Below are 16,541 nucleotides of genomic sequence, written 5' to 3' on the forward strand. Positions count from 1 at the left end.
GCACCGCCGTTGACGGCACCGAGGTCGACGGCACCGCCGTTGACGGCACCGAGGTCGACGGCGGGATGCTGCCGCAGACCGGTGCGGGCATCGCGGGTCTGATCGCCGCGTTCGTCGTGCTCGTCGGTGGCGGTGCGGCTGCGGTCATCTACGCTCGTCGCCGCCGCGCTCTGCAGAGCTGAGCTGCTGATCCGCTGATCAGCTGAACGACACACGGCCGGCCCGGCGTGACCACGGTCACGCCGGGCCGGTCTTCTCGCCGCACCGTGGCTTCCCGGGAGCATCAACGATGGAATCCTCCGCGCCTCCGATCCCCCGCTGGGTCGTGGTCGTCGCGGCCGCGCTCGCCCTGGTGGTCCTGGTGCACTCCGCCGCGACCGCGCTGTGGATCGCGCCGCGCAACCCCGTGAGCCAGGCGGCCGCCGAGCCGCTCGGCAAGGTCATGGACCCGATGTTCCAGCAGAGCTGGTCCCTCTTCGCGCCGACCCCGATCAACGTGGCGAACTCGCTCGAGGTCCGCGCCTTCGACGCCGACCTCAACGCGACCGAGTGGGTCGACGTCACCGACGTCGAGATCTCGGCGAACTTCACCCACCAGCTCTTCCCGAACCGGGCGAGCCGCCCCACGCGGATGCTCGCCGCGCGCGCCCACGCCCAGTTCATCAAGCTCACGGACGACGAGCGCCACGCCCTGGGCGGGCACTACCACCACGACGCGTGGCCCCGCCTCGCCGAGGCGCTCGAGGAGGCCGACGGCTCGTCGTCTGCCGCGCGCCGGCGCCTCGTGCTCGCCTACGACAAGACGATGGCGGCGTACGCCACCGAGTACGTGCGCGCCACGGTCACCGAGCTCGACCCCGTCTACGTGCAGTTCCGCGTGGTGCGTCAGCGGGCGGCGCCCTACGCCTCCCGCGATGAGGTGCCCCAGGCCATCGCCTACACGTTCGGCCGGCGCCCCATGTACGAGTTCTCCCGCCAGGACAGCGAGGCCTTCCGCGAGGCGATCGAGAGGTTCCAGCAGTGAGCACGAGCACGACGGCGCGTGAGAGCTGGTTCATGCCCCTGCTGCGCTGGGTCAGCGAGGCGCGACGCGCCACGTACGGCACCGCCCTGATCCGGATCGCGTTCGGCGGCGGCGCGTTCGTGTTCCTGCTGGCGGACTTCCCGAACCGGGAGTACCTGTGGGGCCGCGCTGCGCGGTGGGCGGCGCCCCTCGACGACAACGGCGACTTCGGGTTCCCCTTCACCCTCTTCTCCGGCGGCCTGGACCCGGTGCCGCTGGCCGTGGCCTACGGCGCCCTGGTCGTGCTCGCCGCGCTGGTCACGCTCGGGTGGCGCACCCGCTGGGTCACGCCCGTCTTCCTGGTCCTGTGGGTGAGCCTGCTCGAGTCGAGCCCGCTCACGGGCGACCAGAGCGACAACATCTTCCGCATCCTGCTGCTCTACCTGTGCTTCGCCGATCTCGGCGGACGCTGGTCTCTCGACGCGCGGCGACGCGCGCGCCAGGTCGAGCGCGAGGGGCAGGTGCGGCCCTTCGGCCGGTTCGGTTCGGAGCGGGCGAACGCGACGGCGTCCCAGCTCGGGACGCTCCTGCACAACTTCGCCGTGCTCATGGCGGGCATCCAGATCTGCCTCATCTACGTGGCCTCGGGCCTCTACAAGGCGCAGGGCGAGTTCTGGCAGGACGGGACCGCGATCTACTATCCGCTGCAGCTGTCGCACTACCGCCCGTGGCCGTGGCTCGCGGACCTGCTGGTGCAGAACTCGGTGATGGTCGCGCTGGTCACCTGGTTCTCGGTCGGCGTCCAGTTCCTCTTCCCGCTGCTGCTCCTGAACCGCTGGACGCGGCTCGTGGCGATCCTCGGCATCCTCGCCATGCACGCCGGCATCGCGGTGGTGATGGGGCTGCCGTTCTTCTCGCTGTTCATCATGGCCGGCGACTGCCTGTTCGTGCGGGACCGCACCTTCGAGGCCATCATGCGCCGGCTACGGCCGGCACGGGACGCGCTCGCGCGACGGCTGGGCCTCGGGAGCGCCGCACGCCCCGCGTCGGAGGCGGACGACGGCGCGCCGGCGCGCCCCGAGGTCCCGGTGGCCTGATCGGAGCCGGGTCTCGGGCGACCGGCCCTCAGCCGACCCGGTGCAGCCAGCGCACGGGAGCGCCGGCCCCGGCGTACCGGAACGGTTCGAGCTCGTCGTCCCAGGCGGTGCCGAGCGCCAGGTCGAGGGCGTCACGCACCGCTCGCGGGTCCTGCGCGGCGTCGAGCGCCGTGCGCACCCGGTCCTCGGGCACCACGACGTTGCCGTGCACGTCCGTCATCGCGTGGAAGATGCCGAGCTCCGGGGTGTGCGACCACCGGGCGCCGTCGGCGCCGTGGCTCGCCTCCTCCGTGACCTCGTAGCGCAGGTGGTCCCAACCCCGCAGGGCAGAGGCCAGCCGGGCACCCGTCCCCTGGGCGCCCTGCCACGAGTACTCGGCCCGGTACAGGCCGCGCGCCGCCGGCTGGGGTGTCCAGTCCAACGACACCCGTCCGCCGAGCACGTTGCCCGCCGCCCACTCGAGGTGGGGGCAAAGGGCACGCGGCGCCGAGTGCACGAAAAGCACACCGCGGGTGATCGCACCAGCCATGTTGTCCTCCCTGGTTCCGAGGTCCGTCTTCCCCTACGTCCTCGAACAGCCAGGATCGATCATGGTTGTCGCGCCCCAGCGGCGTGTCGTGTTGTCTTCCCGGTCACATACTGCCTGAGATGTCGGCCGCGCGCGAGCACAAAGCCCCGATTTGAGGAGCAGTTGAGCAGGACGTGGTGCCGGCGAGGCCGGGCACGTCCTCCTCAGAGCCGTTCGCGCAGCTCCCGCATCGCCCTCTTGCGCGCGCCGCGCTCCAGCCGGTCCAGGTAGAGCTTGCCGTCGAGGTGGTCGCACTCGTGCTGGAGGCAGCGCGCCATGAGGTCCGTCCCCTCCACGACCACCTCGTCGCCCGCGAGGTCCGTGCCGACGACGCGCGCGTACCAGGCCCGTGTCGTGGGGTACCACAGCCCCGGCACGGAGAGGCACCCCTCGTCGCCGTCCTGCTGCTCCTCGGACAGCTCCACGATGCGCGGGTTGAGGACGTACCCGATCTCGTCGTCGACGTTCCAGGAGAACGCGCGCAGGCTCACGCCGATCTGGTTGGCCGCCAGGCCGGCGCGGCCGTCGGCGTCGACGGTCTCGACGAGGTCCTCGACGAGCGCGCGGACGCGGTCGTCGACGTCGGTGATCTCCTCGCACGGGGTGCGCAGCACGGGGTCGGGCAGCACCCGGATCTCTCGCATCGCCATGGGCGGCATTCTCCCACGTCGCGGTGACACCATCGCCCGCGCCGGACCACGTCGTCGGCGCTCCTCGCGCTCACATCACGATTTGGTAACGTTCGCTGCGATGCCCTCCACGACGTCACCTACGACGGCCCCCGTCGCACGCCCGAAGGACGACCCTGCGCGAGCCCCGCGACGGCTGACAGCCCTCGACGGGATGCGGTTCCTCGCGGCGCTCTCCGTCCTCTTCTACCACTACTTCGCCTCGAACCACGACGCGTGGGGACAGGGCACGGTGGACACGTTTCCGCACCTGCACCCCCTCGCGGTGTTCGGCTCGTTCGGCGTCCAGCTGTTCTTCGTCGTGAGCGGGTTCGTGATCCTCCTGTCGGCATGGGGGCGCGACGTGCGCGCCTTCACCGCCTCCCGGGTGGCCCGCCTGTTCCCCGCCTACTGGGTGTCGGTGGCCCTGATGCTGGTCCTCCTGCTGCTCGTGGCTCCCGGGGAGAAGTCCGTCACCGTCGGCGACGCGGCGGCGAACCTGACGATGGTCCAGCGAGCGCTCGGCGTGCACGACCTCGAGGCCGTCTACTGGACCCTCTGGTCCGAGCTGCGGTTCTACGTGCTCGTCGGGATCCTGCTGGCCGTCGGCCTGACCCGCGAGCGCGTCCTCGCCTTCGCCACCATCTGGCCGGTCGCCGGCGCGGTCGCGGTGCAGGCCAAGTCGAACCTGTGGAGCACGGTGCTCATCGGCGCGGACGCCCCGCTGTTCGCCGGGGGCATGGTCCTGTTCCTGCTCACCCGCAGGCCCCGCTCGCTGGGCCTGTGGCTGGCACTGGGGCTCAACGTGGCGCTGGCCGGCGTGATCTCCGGCCGGACCCAGGCGCTGCGCGTCGCCTCCAGCGCCGAGATCACGATCGGGCCCGCGACGTACTGGACCGCCATCGTCGTGTGCTTCGCGCTGGTCGCCCTCGTCACGCTCACGCCGCTGAACCGCATCTCGTGGGGCTGGCTGACCGTCGTCGGCGCCCTGACCTACCCGCTCTACCTCATCCACATGTCCTGGGGCCGGTGGATGATCGCCGAGCTCAACCCGCACCTGCCCGTGGCCGGCACGTTCGCCGTCGTCACGCTGACGATGCTCGTGGCCGCCTACCTGATCCACCGCCTCGTGGAGCGCCCCTTCGGGCCCCGGCTGCGCCGCGCGCTCGTACGGGACCTCTCCCCCGGCGCGCTCGTACGGCCCCGGCGGCGTCCCGTGCCTCAGCCCGGGCCGGTGACGGGCGAGGTCCCGGCCGCCAAGGCCGTCTCCAGGTAGTCGAGGAGAACGCGGGCGTGGTTGTGCTCGGCGTCCCAGGCCGCGTAGACGAGGGTGACCTGCTCCGAGGCGCGGCCGATCTCCCGCAGGTCGGCGACGGCGGTGCCGGCGTCCAGCTCGTGGCGGTACCTCGCGGCGAACTCGTCGAAGCGCGCAGGGTCGTGCCCGAACCACCGCCGCAGGTCGGACGAGGGCGCCACCTCCGGCAGCCACCGGTCGACCCGCCCGTCGCCCTTCGCCACCCCGCGCGGCCACAGCCGGTCGACGAGCACGCGCACCCCGTCGTCGTGACGCGGGTCGTACACCCTGGCGATCGAGAAGCCCATGGGGCCATCACACCGGAGCGGCGGGACGCCCGCGACCCGGCCGGCGCGCGCGGCGCTCCCGGTATGCTCACCGGCGCGCCCCGTTAGCTCAGCTGGTCAGAGCAGTCGACTCATAATCGATCGGTCGCCGGTTCAAGTCCGGCACGGGGCACCACCGCTCCCTCGCCCGGGACGCGGCGGGCCGCTACGCTGCGGCTCGTGCTCCGCGTGCTGCCGATGCTGGCCTACCTCGCTCTCGTCGTCTACGCAATCGCCGACGTCGTGCAGTCCGACGACGACGACACGGGCGGGCTCCCGAAGGCCCTGTGGATCCTCGTCATCCTCTTCCTGCCGCTCGCCGGCTCGATCGCGTGGATCCTCGTGAGCCGCCGCAACCGGCAGCGCCGGTCCGCGGCCCCGCGCGCGGGCTTCCCGGCCGGCCCGGTGCCGCCCGCCCGGTACCCGGCCCGGCGTCGGACGTGGGAGTCCTCCCCCACCCCGCCGACACCGAGCGGCGACCCCGACGACGACCCGGAGATGCGCTGGCTGCTGGAGCAGGCGCGGCTGCAGCGCGAGCGCGACGCGGCGGCCGCCGGCGAGACGCCGGGCGCTTCCGAGCAGCCCGCGGACGGCGGCGACCGCCAGGGCCTGGCCGACCGGGCCGACGACAAGGACGCTCCCTCCTGAGCCCGGGGGCCGCTCGACGACCCGCCGCTCGACGGCGTCCCGGCCCCGGCCCCGCGCCGATACGGTGTGACCATGTGGTTCCGCCGCCCCTCGCTGCCCGACGACGTCCGCCGCAGCCTGAGTCTCGCCCGCGGTGAGCGGATCCTCGCCGTGGGCGAGCTCACCGACGGAGGCTGGGCAGTCGCGACGACCGCGGACCTCGCCGTCGTGCACGGCGCCGACGGCGGCTCCCCGCGTCGCCCGTGGGCGCACGTCGACCGGGCCTCGTTCGACCCGGACCGAGGGGTGCTCACGGTCATCTGGGTGGACGCCGCCCCCGACACGACGCTGCGGCTCGTCGACGCCGAGCGGTCCGTGCTCCCCCAGACGCTGCGCGAGCGCGTCCAGTGGTCGGTCGTCCTCGCGGAGACCGTCGCCGTCCCGGGCGGCGGCGACGTGAAGGTCGCGGTGCGGCGCACCGCCGACGGCGCGATGTTCTCCCAGGCCCTCGCCGGCCCCGGCGTCGACCTCGAGGACCCCGACGTGGCCCGAGTGGTGGACGCCACGGAGTCCAGGGTGCGGGGGGCGTCCGGACTACCCCTGTGAGTTTGGTATTGTTCTTCCCGGTTCGGACGTCCTCGGACGGACGGCCACGCGATCCCGCGTAGCTCAGCTGGCAGAGCATCCGACTGTTAATCGGACGGTCACTGGTTCAAGTCCAGTCGCGGGAGCCACAAGGCCCGGAATCCTCAGGATTCCGGGCCTTCTCGCTTCCGCTACAAGGGTCCGACCCAGCGGAAACCCAGCGGCACGGCGCGGACGCCGCCATCACATCCCGTCGACGAGCCCCGCGACGACCGCGTCGCCGCCGGTCCAGTGCGCCACGAGCGCGGGGCCTCTGAGGTCCTCGCCCAGGTCGCGGACGATCCGCAGGGCCGAGCCTCCGCTCGATGCCCCGGCCCTGACGCTCAGCCGGACCGACGGCTCACGGGTCCCGACGGGGCGCCCGTCCTCCCACAGCTCGAGGAGGGCCTGCTCCTGCCCGCCCAGGACGGCGCGACGGAAGCAGGCGACCGCGACCGGGTCGATGGTGCCGTCGTAGACCCAGCGCGGGCCGAGCACGGAGTGCTCCATGGTGCTCACGAGCCGCGCCCCGGCGTCGTCGAGCGGGGCGCCGCGGTAGGTGAGGACGACGTGGCGCAGCCGCTCGCCGCGGCGCACCACGAACGCCTCCACGCCGACCTCTCCCGCGGGGTCGTCGAACCGGTAGCTGCCGAGGGTCTCGACGGGCCCTCCCAGCTCCGCCTCGAGCAGCTCGGGCTTGGTGGGACGGATCGTCGCGGAGTGCACGATGGCCATGGCCGGATGCTACCGGCGGCCCGGCCTCGGCCGGGCCGCCGTGCCGGCGTCACAGGGTGAGCAGGCGCTCCATCAGGTGCGGCGCCAGCGGCGCGTCGGTCTCCAGCACCACGCGGCACCGCGCGCCGGGCTGGTCGGGGTACCCGGCGTGCAGCCCGCGCAGGTCGCAGATCGTCTGGCCACGGCCGGGCCCGCGGGAGTCGTCGACGGTCACATGCACGCGCGGCGCGACGGCGGGCCGCACGCCACCGACGGCGAGCGCGGCGGCCAGCGGGTCGTGCAGGGCGCAGCACCGCCGCCCGAAGGTCTCCACGTAGAAGCCGAGGTAGAGGTCGAGCACCTCCCCCAGCCAGGGAGCGAGCGCGGTACCCGCTTCCAGGAGGGCCTTGCGGTCGGTCTCCTCGAGGACGTCGCGCATCGTCACGTCGAGCGGCACGAGGGTGACGTCCCAGTCCGCCGACAGCACGGCGGCGGCCGCCTCGGGGTCGTTGGCGATGTTGGCCTCGGCCACCGGGCTCACGTTCCCCGGGTGCAGCGCGGCACCGCCCATGATCGTCACGTCGGCGACGCGCCCGGGCAGCGTGGGGTCCTGGCGCAGCGCCATGGCCAGGTTGGTCAGCGGGCCGACGGCGACGACGCGCAGCTCGCCGGCGTGCTCGTGCGACAGCCGCAGCAGCAGGTCCACGGCGGACTCCGCGACGGGCTCGAGGCCGGACGGCGGCAGCGCGACGTCCCCGACGCCGTTGTGCCCGTGGATGTGCGCCGGCCCGCCGCCGAACGTGCCCGCCAGAGGGTCGTGGGCCCCGACCGCGACGGGGACGTCGCCGCGGCCGGCGAGGGCCAGCAGGTCGAGCGTGTTGGTGGCACCCTGCCGCGCGCCGATGTTCCCGCTGACGGTCCCGACGCCGACGAGGTCGGTCTCGGGCGAGGCGAGCAGGTAGGCGAGGGCGAGGGAGTCGTCGACGCCGGTGTCGCAGTCGAGGTAGAGGGGCGTGGCGCCGGTGCGGCGTGCGTGGGTCACGGGAGGGGGTCCTTCACGGTCGGTTCGGTCGGAGGGAAGTGTCGCACCGGCGTCATGCCTGAGCGCCGGGCATCGCCGCGGGGCGCGGCACGAGGAGGAGGCTGGTGCCCAGGGCCAGGGCGGTGATCCCCGCCGAGACCCACAGCGCGGTGGCGTAGCCGCCGACGGTGCCCTGGGCGACGAACGGCGCGACGAGGCCGATCCCCAGACCGGCGCCGATGCCGAACGCCGAGCTGTTCAGGCCGGGCAGGGCGCCCGGGGCGTCGGGCGGTGACTGGAGCACGCCGAGGCCGTTCGCCGTCGCCATGAACAGCCCGTTGTAGGCCACGCCCAGGCAGGCGATGCCGCCCAGCACCACCCACCGGTGGGTGGGCATCAGCGCGATGACGACGAGGACGGCGAGGCAGAGCACGAGGCCCCAGCGCAGCACGGCGACCCAGCCGCGCCGTCCGGCGAGCCAGCCGGCGACGGGCCCGGCGAACAGCCCGATGAGCGCCGGCGGCGCGAGGAACGCGAGGGCCGAGAGCGACGCGCTCATGCCGTAGCCGGCGGCGGTGTCCTGGCTCAGCACGACGACGGTGAAGTTGATGACGGCGAAAACCCCCGTCAGCGTGAGCATCGTGGTCGCCACCAGCGGCCACACCTCGCGCGAGCGCAGGTGCCGCAGCGGGAAGAGCGGGGTGCGGCGGCGGCGTTCGACGGCCCAGAACCCGGCGGCCGCCAGGGCCGTGGCGGCGAGCAGGCCGAGGGTGCGGGGCGAGGCCCAGCCGCTCGCCGAGCCGGCGTCCACGGCCTGCGTCAGGCACACGATGGTGATCGACAGCGCCGCGGCGCCCCACCAGTCCATCGTCCCCGTGTCGGCGGGCCGCTCGCCGCGCGGCACCACGCGGAGCACGAACACGAGCGCCAGGAGCCCGACCGCCAGGATCGCGACGAAGATCGACCGGTACCCGAAGTGGTCCGTCAGCAGCCCGCCGACGAAGCCGTCGACGCCCCCGACGCCGCCGTTGATGGCGGTGACGACGCCCAGCGCGGTGCCGAACACGCGCGGGGAGAGCCGCTCGGCGAGGATGATGTACGAGATCTGGAAGACCGCGCTCGACGTCCCCTGCATCACCCGCCCGGCCAGCAGCAGCGGCAGGCTGGTCGCGAGCAGGCACACGACGGTCCCGCCGACCATGACGAGCAGCGTCGCCAGGAGGATCCGGCGCCGCCCGACGTAGTCGCTCCAGCGGCTCAGCACCACGCCCGCGACGGCACCCGCGAGGAAGAAGTAGGACGACACTCCGGCGACGTCGTCCGCCCCGACGCCGAGCGTCGCGGCCATGGCGGGGAGCGCGGGGGTGACCATGCTCGCGCCGAGCTGGAACGCCACGACGGCGACCAGCAGGGACGCGACGAGGCCGGCGGCGGGGCGGCCGGCCAGCCCGCCGCCCGCGGGGGCGGTGCCGGGCTCGGTCTCAGGGGCGCTGGGGGCGACGGCGGGGGTGCCGGTCGCCTCGCTGCGAACGGTCGATGGTTCCACGAGGACTCCTTCGTCGGGTCTCCGCTGCGGCGCGGACACCAGAGGACATCATACGACCTCGTATGATGTCTAACGCGAGCCGCTGACGTGCTTGAATGGAGCGGTCGCGCGCACGCCAGCCCCGGAGGACCGAGTGGACCAGCCCGTCGCCGAGCTCCTGAACCGCCCCGTCGCCGTCCCGCCGGGCCAGCCGATGCGGGTCGCCGTCTACTCGCGGCTCGCGGACGGGATCCGGCGCCAGGTGCTCCCGCCCGGCTCCGTGCTGCCCAACGAGCCCGACCTGTGCGTCGCGCTCGGCGTGTCCCGCACGGTCGTCCGCGAGGCGCTCATGCTCCTGGAGGAGGACGGGCTCGTGCGCAACCGCCGCGGCATCGGCCGGTTCGTCGCCACGTCGCTCCCCCGTGTCGGCCTCGAGCAGGTGCGCCCCTACGAGCAGGTGTTCGGCGACGAGCACGGCGGGGTCGAGGTGCGGCGGGTGCGCACCCGCACGCAGGCCACGACGGACTTCGTCTCTGCGGCGCTCGGGCTGCCCGACGACGTCGACACCTGGTTCGTCGAGAGCGTCCTGGTGCGCGACGGCGAACCGGTCGCCCTCGTGCAGGAGCACCTGCCCGCCGGCCGGCAGCTGGCCGACGTGAGCCGGGCCGTCGCCGACGTCGTCGCCCAGGTCGCCGACGGACCCGGCACCCTGCTGGCGAGCCTCGTGGAGCGGCTCGGGCCCGTCCTGGACGCCGGTGAGTGCGAGCTCGTCGCCGGGGTCCCGGGCGACTCGCGCGCCGCGCTGCTCGACGTGGGGCCCGAGGACCCCGTGCTCGTGCTCACCCAGGTGGCGCGGCACGGCGACCGGCCGCTCTACCTGGCCAAGGTGCTCGTCCCGCCCCGGGCGGGGCACCTGCGCGTCGTCCAGTCCGTCACCGGCTGACGCGCGGGGTGCGCCGGGCCGCCCGAGCCCGGCGCACCCCGCGTCCGTCAGCCGTCGCCGAGCAGGTCGCGCATGCGCGCGATCTCCGCGCTCTGCGAGTCGACGATGGCGCGTGCCATGTCCCGCGCCCCGGTGTGCTCGCCCCGCTCGATCTCGGTGCGGGCCATGGCGACCGCACCCTCGTGGTGCTCGATCATCTGGGTGAGGAACAACCGGTCCGCGGCCGCGCCGTCGGCGGCGGCGAGGTCGGCCAGGTCGGCCAGGTCGGCCTCGCTCATCATGCCGGACATGCCGTGGCCACCCGTGTCGTCACCGGCGTCGTCGCCGGACGACCCGTGCGAGTCGTGCGCGGGGGCGTCCGACCCCCACTCGCTCAGCCAGCCGGTGAGGCGCTCGATCTCGGGACCCTGCGCCTCGGTGATCTGTGTCGCCAGCTCGGCCACGCGCGGGTCGAGGTCCTCCTTCGCGAGCACGACGTCGGACATGGTCACGGCCTGCTCGTGGTGCGGCACCATCCCGCGGGCGAACGCCACGTCGTCGGCGTTGAACCAGTCCCCCGCGTCCGGCGACGCCGGTGCGGGGCTCGCCGTCGCGTCGGCGGCGGCCGGCGAGGAGCCGGCGGACGGGTCGTCGGTGGAGCAGGCGGTCAGGGGCAGGGCCGCCGCGAGCACGAGCCCGGGCAGCACGAATCGCTTCGTCATGGTGTGGTCCTTCTCGAGAGGTGTGGAACGGTCCGGAGGCGGCACCGCCCTACGTCCTCGAGATCCCCAGCGCGCGCAGGTCCGGCGCGAGCCGGTACCGCACCGGCCGCGGCGCGCGGCGCGACCGCGCGCGGGCGAGCGCGCGCCGCACCGCCAGGACCACCCCGCGCGGCGGCAGCAGCACCAGCAGCGCGACGAGGACCATGAGGCACATCGCCCCGAGCGCCACACCGTCGGTCGCCGCCGCGGCCCCGGGTCCGCCCTCGTGCGCGGCGCGCCCTTCGCGCTCGGCATGGCCTGGGTGCCCCGCGGGTTCGACGTGCCCGGCGACCACGTGCCCCACAGTCTCGCCATCGGCCTGCGCCGCGGCCACGACGTGCGCCGCGCCGTGGTGGCTCGCCGACCCGCTCATGGCGTGCATCGTCACGACCCCGAGCAGCAGCACCGCCAGCAGCAGCACAGCAGGCAGACCGCACAGACCGGAGCGGGGGGACGCCGCGGCGAGAGGAGGTCGGGTGCGCATGTCGGGCCCAGCGTACGTGGCGCACCCGGCGAGATCCGGGAATACCCGCACGTCCGGGACGCATTGTCCTGGACGTGCCCTCCCCCGACGTCTCCGTCGGGCTGCGCTCGGAGCGCGGCCCGATCCTGCTGTCGCTCATGCTCGCCACGGCGCTCGTCGCGCTGGACGCGACGATCATCGCGACCGCGTCCGCGACCATCGCCCGCGAGCTCGGCGGCTTCGACCAGGTGCCGTGGCTGTTCTCCAGCTACCTGCTCGCCCAGGCCGTGGCGACACCGCTGGCCGGCCGGCTCGCCGACGTGCTCGGGCGCAAGCGGCTCATGCTCGCGGGTGTCGGCCTGTTCTTCGTGGGGTCCCTCCTGTGCGTGCTCGCGCCGACGATGGGCGTCCTCATCGCGGGCCGGGTGCTCCAGGGCCTCGGCGCCGGCGTCGTGATGCCCGTGTCCCTGACGATCGCCGCGGACATCTACACCCTCGAGGAGCGCGCGAAGACCCAGGGGTACCTCGCCTCGGTGTGGGCGGTCTCCGCCGTCGTCGGCCCCACACTGGGCGGCGTCTTCTCGGAGTTCACCAGCTGGCGCTGGATCTTCGGAGTCAACATCCCGCTGTGCGCGCTGGCCGCCTGGATGCTCGCCCGCCGGTACCACGAGGCCGGGCGCGACGGCGAGCGCGAGCCGATCGACTACGTCGGCGCGGCGCTGCTCACGGGCGGGAGCACGCTGCTGCTGCTCGGCCTGCTGGAGGGCGGCAGCACGTGGGCGTGGGGCTCGGCGGCCTCCGTCGCCGTGCTCGCGGCCTCGGTGGTGCTGCTCGCCGTCTTCGTCGCCCACGCCCTGCGCGCGCGGCACCCCGTCGTCGACGTGCGCATCCTGCGCCGCCGCGTCTACGGCGTCCCGGCTGCCGTCTCCCTGCTCGTCGGCGTCGTCGTCCTCGGGCTGTCCACCTACGTGCCGATCTACGCCCAGGGCGTCCTCGGCAGCGGCCCCCTGCTGGCCGGGTTCACGCTGGCGGCGATGATGGTCGGGTGGCCGCTCTCGGCGTCGAACGCGGGGCGCCTGTACCTGCGGGTCGGCTTCCGCGTCACCGCCCTGGTGGGCACCACGCTGGTCCTGACCGGCACCGGCCTGACGCTGCTGCTCGGCGAGTCGTCCGCGCTGGCGACCGTCGCCGCGGCCTGCTTCGTCATCGGCGCCGGGATGGGGCTGACGGCGGTCCCCACGCTCATCGCCGCGCAGTCGGCGGCGACGTTCTCCGAGCGTGGCGCCGTCACGGGCACCACGATGTTCGCCCGGTCGCTGGGCTCGGCGGTCGGGGTCGCGGCGTGCGGCGCCGTCGTCAACGCGCGCACGACGCTCGGTCCCGACGGCACGCCCGTCGGCCCCGGCCTGATGACGGCCCTGCACCTGGTGTTCCTGCTGCTCGTGGGGTGCGCGGCCGCGCTGATGGTGCTGGCCGCCTGCATGCCCGCGGACCGGGCGGCCGCCCGCGAGCGCCGGGAGAGCCGCGAGCGGTCGGTGGCCTGACCCCCGGGCGCGGCTCAGGCGCTCTCGCGCAGGGTGCGGCGTTCCGCCTCGATGGCGAGCAGCCGGGCGAACGCCTCGTCGTAGCCGTCCTCGCCGGGCGTGAGCCGGCGCAGCCGCCCCTTCGCGTCGGCGATGCGCCGCGTCAGCCCCTGGTCGACCAGCGCCCGCACGACGTCGGCCACGTAGGCGCCGATGACCTCCTCGCGGTCCTCCGGCACGGGCGCGACGGCCAGCTCGGTGACGAGCGGCGCGACCGCCGTCGAGGCCTCCTCGGCGACGGACTCGACCCACCGGCCCCCGCCCAGCGACCGGCCGGTGGCGGCCCCGCCGGCCGCGCGGACGGCGTCGTGCACGGCACGCCAGGCGGGGACGCCGAACGCGTCCTCACCGAGCTCGTCGAACGTCTCGGGGACGTGCTGCGGGTACTGCAGCACCACCGCGAGGGCCTGCTGCTCCAGGCGCGCGACGGGGTCGCGCGGGTCGGGCGCCGCCATGACGGGCGTCGCGGGGGCAGGTTCCGCCTGCGGGCGCCCCTGACGCCGGTCTCCGGGCGCCGGGCGCGACGGTGTCCTCGCCGCGCGGGCCACCTCCCGGCGGACCTCGTCGGTGTCGATGCCGATCCAGCCCGCGAGCGAGCGGGCGTACCCGTCCCGCATCGAACGGTCGCGGATGCCGGCCACCAGCGGCGCGGCGGAGCGCAGAGCGCCCACACGGCCCTCGACGGTGTCGAGGTCGAACTCGTCGAGGGTGGCCTTGATGACGAACTCGAACAGCGGCACCCGCCCGTCCACGAGGGCCTCGACGGCTTCCGGGCCGCGGGCCATGCGCAGGTCGCACGGGTCCATGCCGCTGGGCTCCACCGCGACGAACGTCTGGGCGTGGAAGCGCTGGTCCTCGTTGAACGCCCGTACGGCGGCCTTCTGCCCGGCCGCGTCACCGTCGAACGTGAAGATCACCTCGCCGCCCAGCGACGCCCCGGACGCGAGCTGCAGACCACCGCCCGCCGTCGTGTCGCCCATCAGCCTGCGCACCACCTTGGCGTGGTCACCACCGAACGCGGTGCCGCAGGTGGCCACGGCGGACTCCACCCCGGACAGGTGCGCCGCCATGACGTCGGTGTACCCCTCGACGATGACGACCCGCTTCTTCTGCGCGATGGCGCGCTTGGCGAGGTCGATGCCGTACAGCACCTGCGCCTTCTTGTAGAGCGTGGTCTCCGGGGTGTTGAGGTACTTGGGGCCCTGGTCCTCGTCGTACAGGCGGCGGGCGCCGAAGCCGATGACGGCGCCGGTGACGTCCCGGATCGGCCACACGAGCCGGCCGCGGAAGCGGTCGTAGATCCCCCGCTGCCCCTGGCTGACCATCCCGGTGGCGACGAGCTCGGCCTGGGTGAACCCGCGGCCCTGCAGGTGGCGCATCAGGGCGTCCCACCCGGTGGGCGCGTACCCGACGCCGAAGTGCTCGGCGTCGGCCCGGTCGAAGCTGCGCTCGGCGAGGAACGCCCGTGCCGCCTGCGCGCCCGGGGCGAACAGCTGCTCGGCGTAGAACTCCGCCGCGACGCGGTGCGCCTCCAGCAGCCGCTGGCGGCGTCCCGGCTCCTCCCGGGGGCCGCGCTGGGCCGCCTCGCCCGTGCGGGAGTCCTCGTAGCGCAGCTGCACGCCGACCCGGGAGGCCAGGTACTCGACGGCGTCGGTGAAGCCCATCCCGTCGATCTTCTGCACGAACGAGATGACGTCGCCGCCCTCGCCGCAGCCGAAGCAGTGCCACCGCCCGACGCCGGGGCGGACGTGGAACGACGGGGTGCGCTCGTCGTGGAAGGGGCACAGCCCCTTGAGGGAGCCGACGCCGGCGGGCTTGAGCGTGACGTGGGCCGAGACGATCTCGTCGATCCGTGCGCGGTCGCGCACCGCCTCCACGTCGTCTCGTCTGATCAGCCCTGCCACGGTGCGCAGTCTATGCCCGGGCCAGCGCCCCCTCGGCGGGCCGCGCGCACCGCCGCGCGAAGCTCCCGGGCGGCGTGCCGACGACGCGGGAGAAGTCGTCGGTGAAGTGCGCCTGGTCGTAGTAGCCGACGCTCGTCGCGAGCTCCGCGAGGCCGCGCGCGGGGTCCGCGGCCAGGAGGTCCGCCGCGAGGTGCACGCGGTGGCGGCGCAGCACCCACGCGGGGCTGACGCCCACCCAGCGGGCGAACAGGCGCTGCAGCGACCGGGTCGAGGTCCCCGCGAGCGCGGCCAGGTCGGGCACGGTGGCGTGGGGGCCGAGCGCGCCGCCGACGGTCGCTGCCAGCACGTGGCCGATCCGTCGCGTCGCCCGGCTCGCGGCGGGCGTGCGGCGACGGGCCGCCGCCACGCGCAGCAGCGGTGTCACGGCCGCGACGGCCGCCGCGTCGTCCCCGGCACGCGCCGCCGCCACGGCGGCGGCGCCGGCCGCCGCCACGGCCTCGTCCTCGGCCCCCAGGACCGCCGGAGCCGGCAGGACCACACCCCGCCGGACGGCGTCCGGCCGGTCGAGGAGCAGCCGCAGGCCACCGGGCCGCAGCTTGGTGCCGACGACGGCGCCCTGACCGCGCAGCGTGCGGGCGAACAGGCCGGGCGGGATGCCGTGGGCGGCAAAGACGCCGTCCGGCTCGGCGACGAGGTTCGCGTTCGGGTGCGGGATCACCACCTGGGTGAACTCCTCCCCCGGAGGCAGGTCCCAGCGGATCACCCAGTGCCGCTCCACGACGTCCGCGAGGTCGGGCGCGGGGTCCAGGCGGACCAGGTCGAAGCGCGCCGCCCCGGGGTCGACGATGCCGCGGGTGCTGGCGGTGGGCTCGAACACCTGTCGCATTCTTCCAAGACTGGCACCACCCGCCGACAGGAGCATGAGTCCCGTCAGCCCACCGCACCGCCCAGGAGGCCCCCATGGACCTGTCCACCCTGCACCCCAACGTCACCGTGGCCGACCCGCGTGCCGCGATCGACTTCTACGTGGCCGGCCTCGGCGCCGAGGTGCTCGACGTCATCACCGCCGGCGACACGATCGTCCACTCCGACCTGCGGATCGGCGGGTCCACGTTCACGGTCGCCGCGGCGTTCCCCGACCACGGCGCGGTCGCGCCCGGGCCGGACGGCGCGACGACGTCGTCCTTCACCCTGTACGTCGACGACGCCGACGCCGCGCACGCGCGCGCCGTCACCGCGGGCGCGACGAGCACGCAGGACCCGGCCGACTGGTTCCCGGGGTTCCGCCAGGCCGCCGTGCGGTGCCCGGCCGGGCACCGGTGGTTCTTCGCCCAGGTGGCCGAGCACGTGACCGCCGACGACATCCAGCGGGCGAGCGACGCCTGGATGGCCGAGGCGTCGGGGTCCTGACGACCGCTCGGGTCGGCGTGCCCGGTCGGCG

At 74.4% G+C, this 16,541-nt stretch carries 19 protein-coding genes and 2 tRNA genes; 11 read left to right on the forward strand and 10 right to left on the reverse strand.

What is annotated here, in order from left to right; genetic code table 11:
• The 3 genes from EYB28_RS13250 to EYB28_RS13260 all read left to right on the forward strand — a co-directional run.
• A partial coding sequence (locus EYB28_RS13250) for an LPXTG cell wall anchor domain-containing protein (RefSeq protein ID WP_166848665.1) occupies positions 1–182 on the forward strand: 182 nt, incomplete at its 5' end.
• A gap of 107 nt (positions 183–289) precedes the next feature.
• Positions 290–1,024, forward strand: a complete 735-nt coding sequence (locus EYB28_RS13255) for a DUF5819 family protein (RefSeq protein ID WP_166848668.1) — start codon at positions 290–292, stop codon at positions 1,022–1,024.
• Complete coding sequence (locus EYB28_RS13260) at positions 1,021–2,100, forward strand: HTTM domain-containing protein (protein WP_166848672.1); 1,080 nt, start codon at positions 1,021–1,023, stop codon at positions 2,098–2,100. The genes EYB28_RS13255 and EYB28_RS13260 overlap by 4 nt, the downstream gene beginning before the upstream one ends.
• A gap of 28 nt (positions 2,101–2,128) precedes the next feature.
• Here EYB28_RS13260 and EYB28_RS13265 read toward each other — a convergent pair whose 3' ends face one another.
• Positions 2,129–2,629, reverse strand: a complete 501-nt coding sequence (locus tag EYB28_RS13265; protein WP_166848675.1) for a DUF3145 domain-containing protein — start codon at positions 2,627–2,629, stop codon at positions 2,129–2,131.
• A gap of 203 nt (positions 2,630–2,832) precedes the next feature.
• Positions 2,833–3,318 carry a peptide deformylase gene (def, locus tag EYB28_RS13270; RefSeq protein WP_166848678.1) on the reverse strand — a complete coding sequence of 162 codons (486 nt, stop codon included), beginning with the start codon at positions 3,316–3,318 and terminating at the stop codon, positions 2,833–2,835.
• Positions 3,319–3,418: 100 nt separating this feature from the next.
• Between def and EYB28_RS13275 the strand changes: the two genes are divergently transcribed.
• Positions 3,419–4,612 (forward strand): acyltransferase, encoded by a 1,194-nt coding sequence (locus EYB28_RS13275; protein WP_166848681.1) that lies wholly within the window; start codon positions 3,419–3,421, stop codon positions 4,610–4,612.
• Here EYB28_RS13275 and EYB28_RS13280 read toward each other — a convergent pair.
• Positions 4,558–4,938 (reverse strand): DUF488 domain-containing protein, encoded by a 381-nt coding sequence (locus tag EYB28_RS13280; RefSeq protein ID WP_166848684.1) that lies wholly within the window; start codon positions 4,936–4,938, stop codon positions 4,558–4,560. The two genes, EYB28_RS13275 and EYB28_RS13280, sit on opposite strands and share 55 nt — an antisense overlap.
• A gap of 77 nt (positions 4,939–5,015) precedes the next feature.
• Here EYB28_RS13280 and EYB28_RS13285 point away from each other — a divergent pair.
• From EYB28_RS13285 to EYB28_RS13300, 4 genes are all read left to right on the forward strand, one after another.
• Positions 5,016–5,092: transfer RNA gene (locus EYB28_RS13285), tRNA-Ile, on the forward strand.
• 44 nt (positions 5,093–5,136) lie between these two features.
• Positions 5,137–5,604 (forward strand): PLD nuclease N-terminal domain-containing protein, encoded by a 468-nt coding sequence (locus tag EYB28_RS13290; protein WP_240930553.1) that lies wholly within the window; start codon positions 5,137–5,139, stop codon positions 5,602–5,604.
• A gap of 72 nt (positions 5,605–5,676) precedes the next feature.
• The gene (locus tag EYB28_RS13295) at positions 5,677–6,189 is read left to right on the forward strand and encodes a hypothetical protein (RefSeq protein WP_166848687.1); all 513 of its coding nucleotides are present in this window, start codon (positions 5,677–5,679) and stop codon (positions 6,187–6,189) included.
• A gap of 52 nt (positions 6,190–6,241) precedes the next feature.
• A tRNA-Asn gene (locus EYB28_RS13300) sits at positions 6,242–6,317 on the forward strand.
• Positions 6,318–6,411: 94 nt separating this feature from the next.
• Here EYB28_RS13300 and EYB28_RS13305 read toward each other — a convergent pair.
• From EYB28_RS13305 to EYB28_RS13315, 3 genes are read right to left on the reverse strand one after another with little or no spacing between them, the layout of a single operon-like run.
• Positions 6,412–6,942 carry a maltokinase N-terminal cap-like domain-containing protein gene (locus tag EYB28_RS13305; protein WP_166848690.1) on the reverse strand — a complete coding sequence of 177 codons (531 nt, stop codon included), beginning with the start codon at positions 6,940–6,942 and terminating at the stop codon, positions 6,412–6,414.
• 49 nt (positions 6,943–6,991) lie between these two features.
• Positions 6,992–7,963: a nucleoside hydrolase gene (locus EYB28_RS13310; RefSeq protein WP_166848693.1), complete on the reverse strand. Its 972-nt coding sequence runs from the start codon at positions 7,961–7,963 to the stop codon at positions 6,992–6,994.
• Positions 7,964–8,015: 52 nt separating this feature from the next.
• A complete protein-coding gene (locus EYB28_RS13315; protein WP_166848696.1) occupies positions 8,016–9,488 on the reverse strand; it encodes an MFS transporter in 1,473 nt (490 codons plus the stop codon).
• Positions 9,489–9,621: 133 nt separating this feature from the next.
• On the opposite strand from EYB28_RS13315, the gene EYB28_RS13320 reads away from it, so the two are divergent.
• Positions 9,622–10,410 (forward strand): GntR family transcriptional regulator, encoded by a 789-nt coding sequence (locus tag EYB28_RS13320; RefSeq protein ID WP_240930554.1) that lies wholly within the window; start codon positions 9,622–9,624, stop codon positions 10,408–10,410.
• A 47-nt stretch (positions 10,411–10,457) separates the two neighbouring features.
• Here the strand turns inward: EYB28_RS13320 and EYB28_RS13325 are convergent, their stop codons facing one another.
• Both EYB28_RS13325 and EYB28_RS13330 read right to left on the reverse strand, forming a co-directional pair.
• Complete coding sequence (locus tag EYB28_RS13325; protein ID WP_166848699.1) at positions 10,458–11,111, reverse strand: DUF305 domain-containing protein; 654 nt, start codon at positions 11,109–11,111, stop codon at positions 10,458–10,460.
• 49 nt (positions 11,112–11,160) lie between these two features.
• Positions 11,161–11,634, reverse strand: a complete 474-nt coding sequence (locus EYB28_RS13330) for a DUF6153 family protein (RefSeq protein ID WP_166848702.1) — start codon at positions 11,632–11,634, stop codon at positions 11,161–11,163.
• Positions 11,635–11,708: 74 nt separating this feature from the next.
• Between EYB28_RS13330 and EYB28_RS13335 the strand changes: the two genes are divergently transcribed.
• The gene (locus EYB28_RS13335) at positions 11,709–13,157 is read left to right on the forward strand and encodes an MFS transporter (protein WP_166848705.1); all 1,449 of its coding nucleotides are present in this window, start codon (positions 11,709–11,711) and stop codon (positions 13,155–13,157) included.
• Between the two features lie 14 nt (positions 13,158–13,171).
• Here EYB28_RS13335 and dnaG read toward each other — a convergent pair whose 3' ends face one another.
• The gene (gene dnaG / locus EYB28_RS13340; RefSeq protein WP_166848708.1) at positions 13,172–15,100 is read right to left on the reverse strand and encodes a DNA primase; all 1,929 of its coding nucleotides are present in this window, start codon (positions 15,098–15,100) and stop codon (positions 13,172–13,174) included.
• 10 nt (positions 15,101–15,110) lie between these two features.
• Positions 15,111–15,977, reverse strand: a complete 867-nt coding sequence (locus EYB28_RS13345) for a helix-turn-helix domain-containing protein (RefSeq protein WP_166848710.1) — start codon at positions 15,975–15,977, stop codon at positions 15,111–15,113.
• Between the two features lie 83 nt (positions 15,978–16,060).
• Here EYB28_RS13345 and EYB28_RS13350 point away from each other — a divergent pair, with 83 nt between their 5' ends.
• On the forward strand, positions 16,061–16,510 hold the full coding sequence (locus EYB28_RS13350; RefSeq protein WP_166848713.1) for a VOC family protein: 450 nt from the start codon (positions 16,061–16,063) through the stop codon (positions 16,508–16,510).
• The last annotated feature ends 31 nt before the right edge of the window (positions 16,511–16,541 follow it).

Source organism: Isoptericola sp. BMS4 (assembly GCF_011634835.1).
GTDB lineage: Bacteria > Actinomycetota > Actinomycetes > Actinomycetales > Cellulomonadaceae > Isoptericola.

Excerpts from the sequence above, each read along its gene's own strand:
- EYB28_RS13295 (WP_166848687.1), top strand. The coding sequence starts at position 5,677 with ATGTGGTTCCGCCGCCCCTCGCTGCCCGACGACGTCCGCCGCAGCCTG.
- EYB28_RS13330 (WP_166848702.1), bottom strand. The coding sequence starts at position 11,634 with ATGCGCACCCGACCTCCTCTCGCCGCGGCGTCCCCCCGCTCCGGTCTG.
- EYB28_RS13305 (WP_166848690.1), bottom strand. The coding sequence starts at position 6,942 with ATGGCCATCGTGCACTCCGCGACGATCCGTCCCACCAAGCCCGAGCTG.
- def (WP_166848678.1), bottom strand. The coding sequence starts at position 3,318 with ATGGCGATGCGAGAGATCCGGGTGCTGCCCGACCCCGTGCTGCGCACC.
- EYB28_RS13275 (WP_166848681.1), top strand. The coding sequence starts at position 3,419 with ATGCCCTCCACGACGTCACCTACGACGGCCCCCGTCGCACGCCCGAAG.
- EYB28_RS13265 (WP_166848675.1), bottom strand. The coding sequence starts at position 2,629 with ATGGCTGGTGCGATCACCCGCGGTGTGCTTTTCGTGCACTCGGCGCCG.
- EYB28_RS13280 (WP_166848684.1), bottom strand. The coding sequence starts at position 4,938 with ATGGGCTTCTCGATCGCCAGGGTGTACGACCCGCGTCACGACGACGGG.
- EYB28_RS13350 (WP_166848713.1), top strand. The coding sequence starts at position 16,061 with ATGGACCTGTCCACCCTGCACCCCAACGTCACCGTGGCCGACCCGCGT.
- EYB28_RS13255 (WP_166848668.1), top strand. The coding sequence starts at position 290 with ATGGAATCCTCCGCGCCTCCGATCCCCCGCTGGGTCGTGGTCGTCGCG.
- EYB28_RS13325 (WP_166848699.1), bottom strand. The coding sequence starts at position 11,111 with ATGACGAAGCGATTCGTGCTGCCCGGGCTCGTGCTCGCGGCGGCCCTG.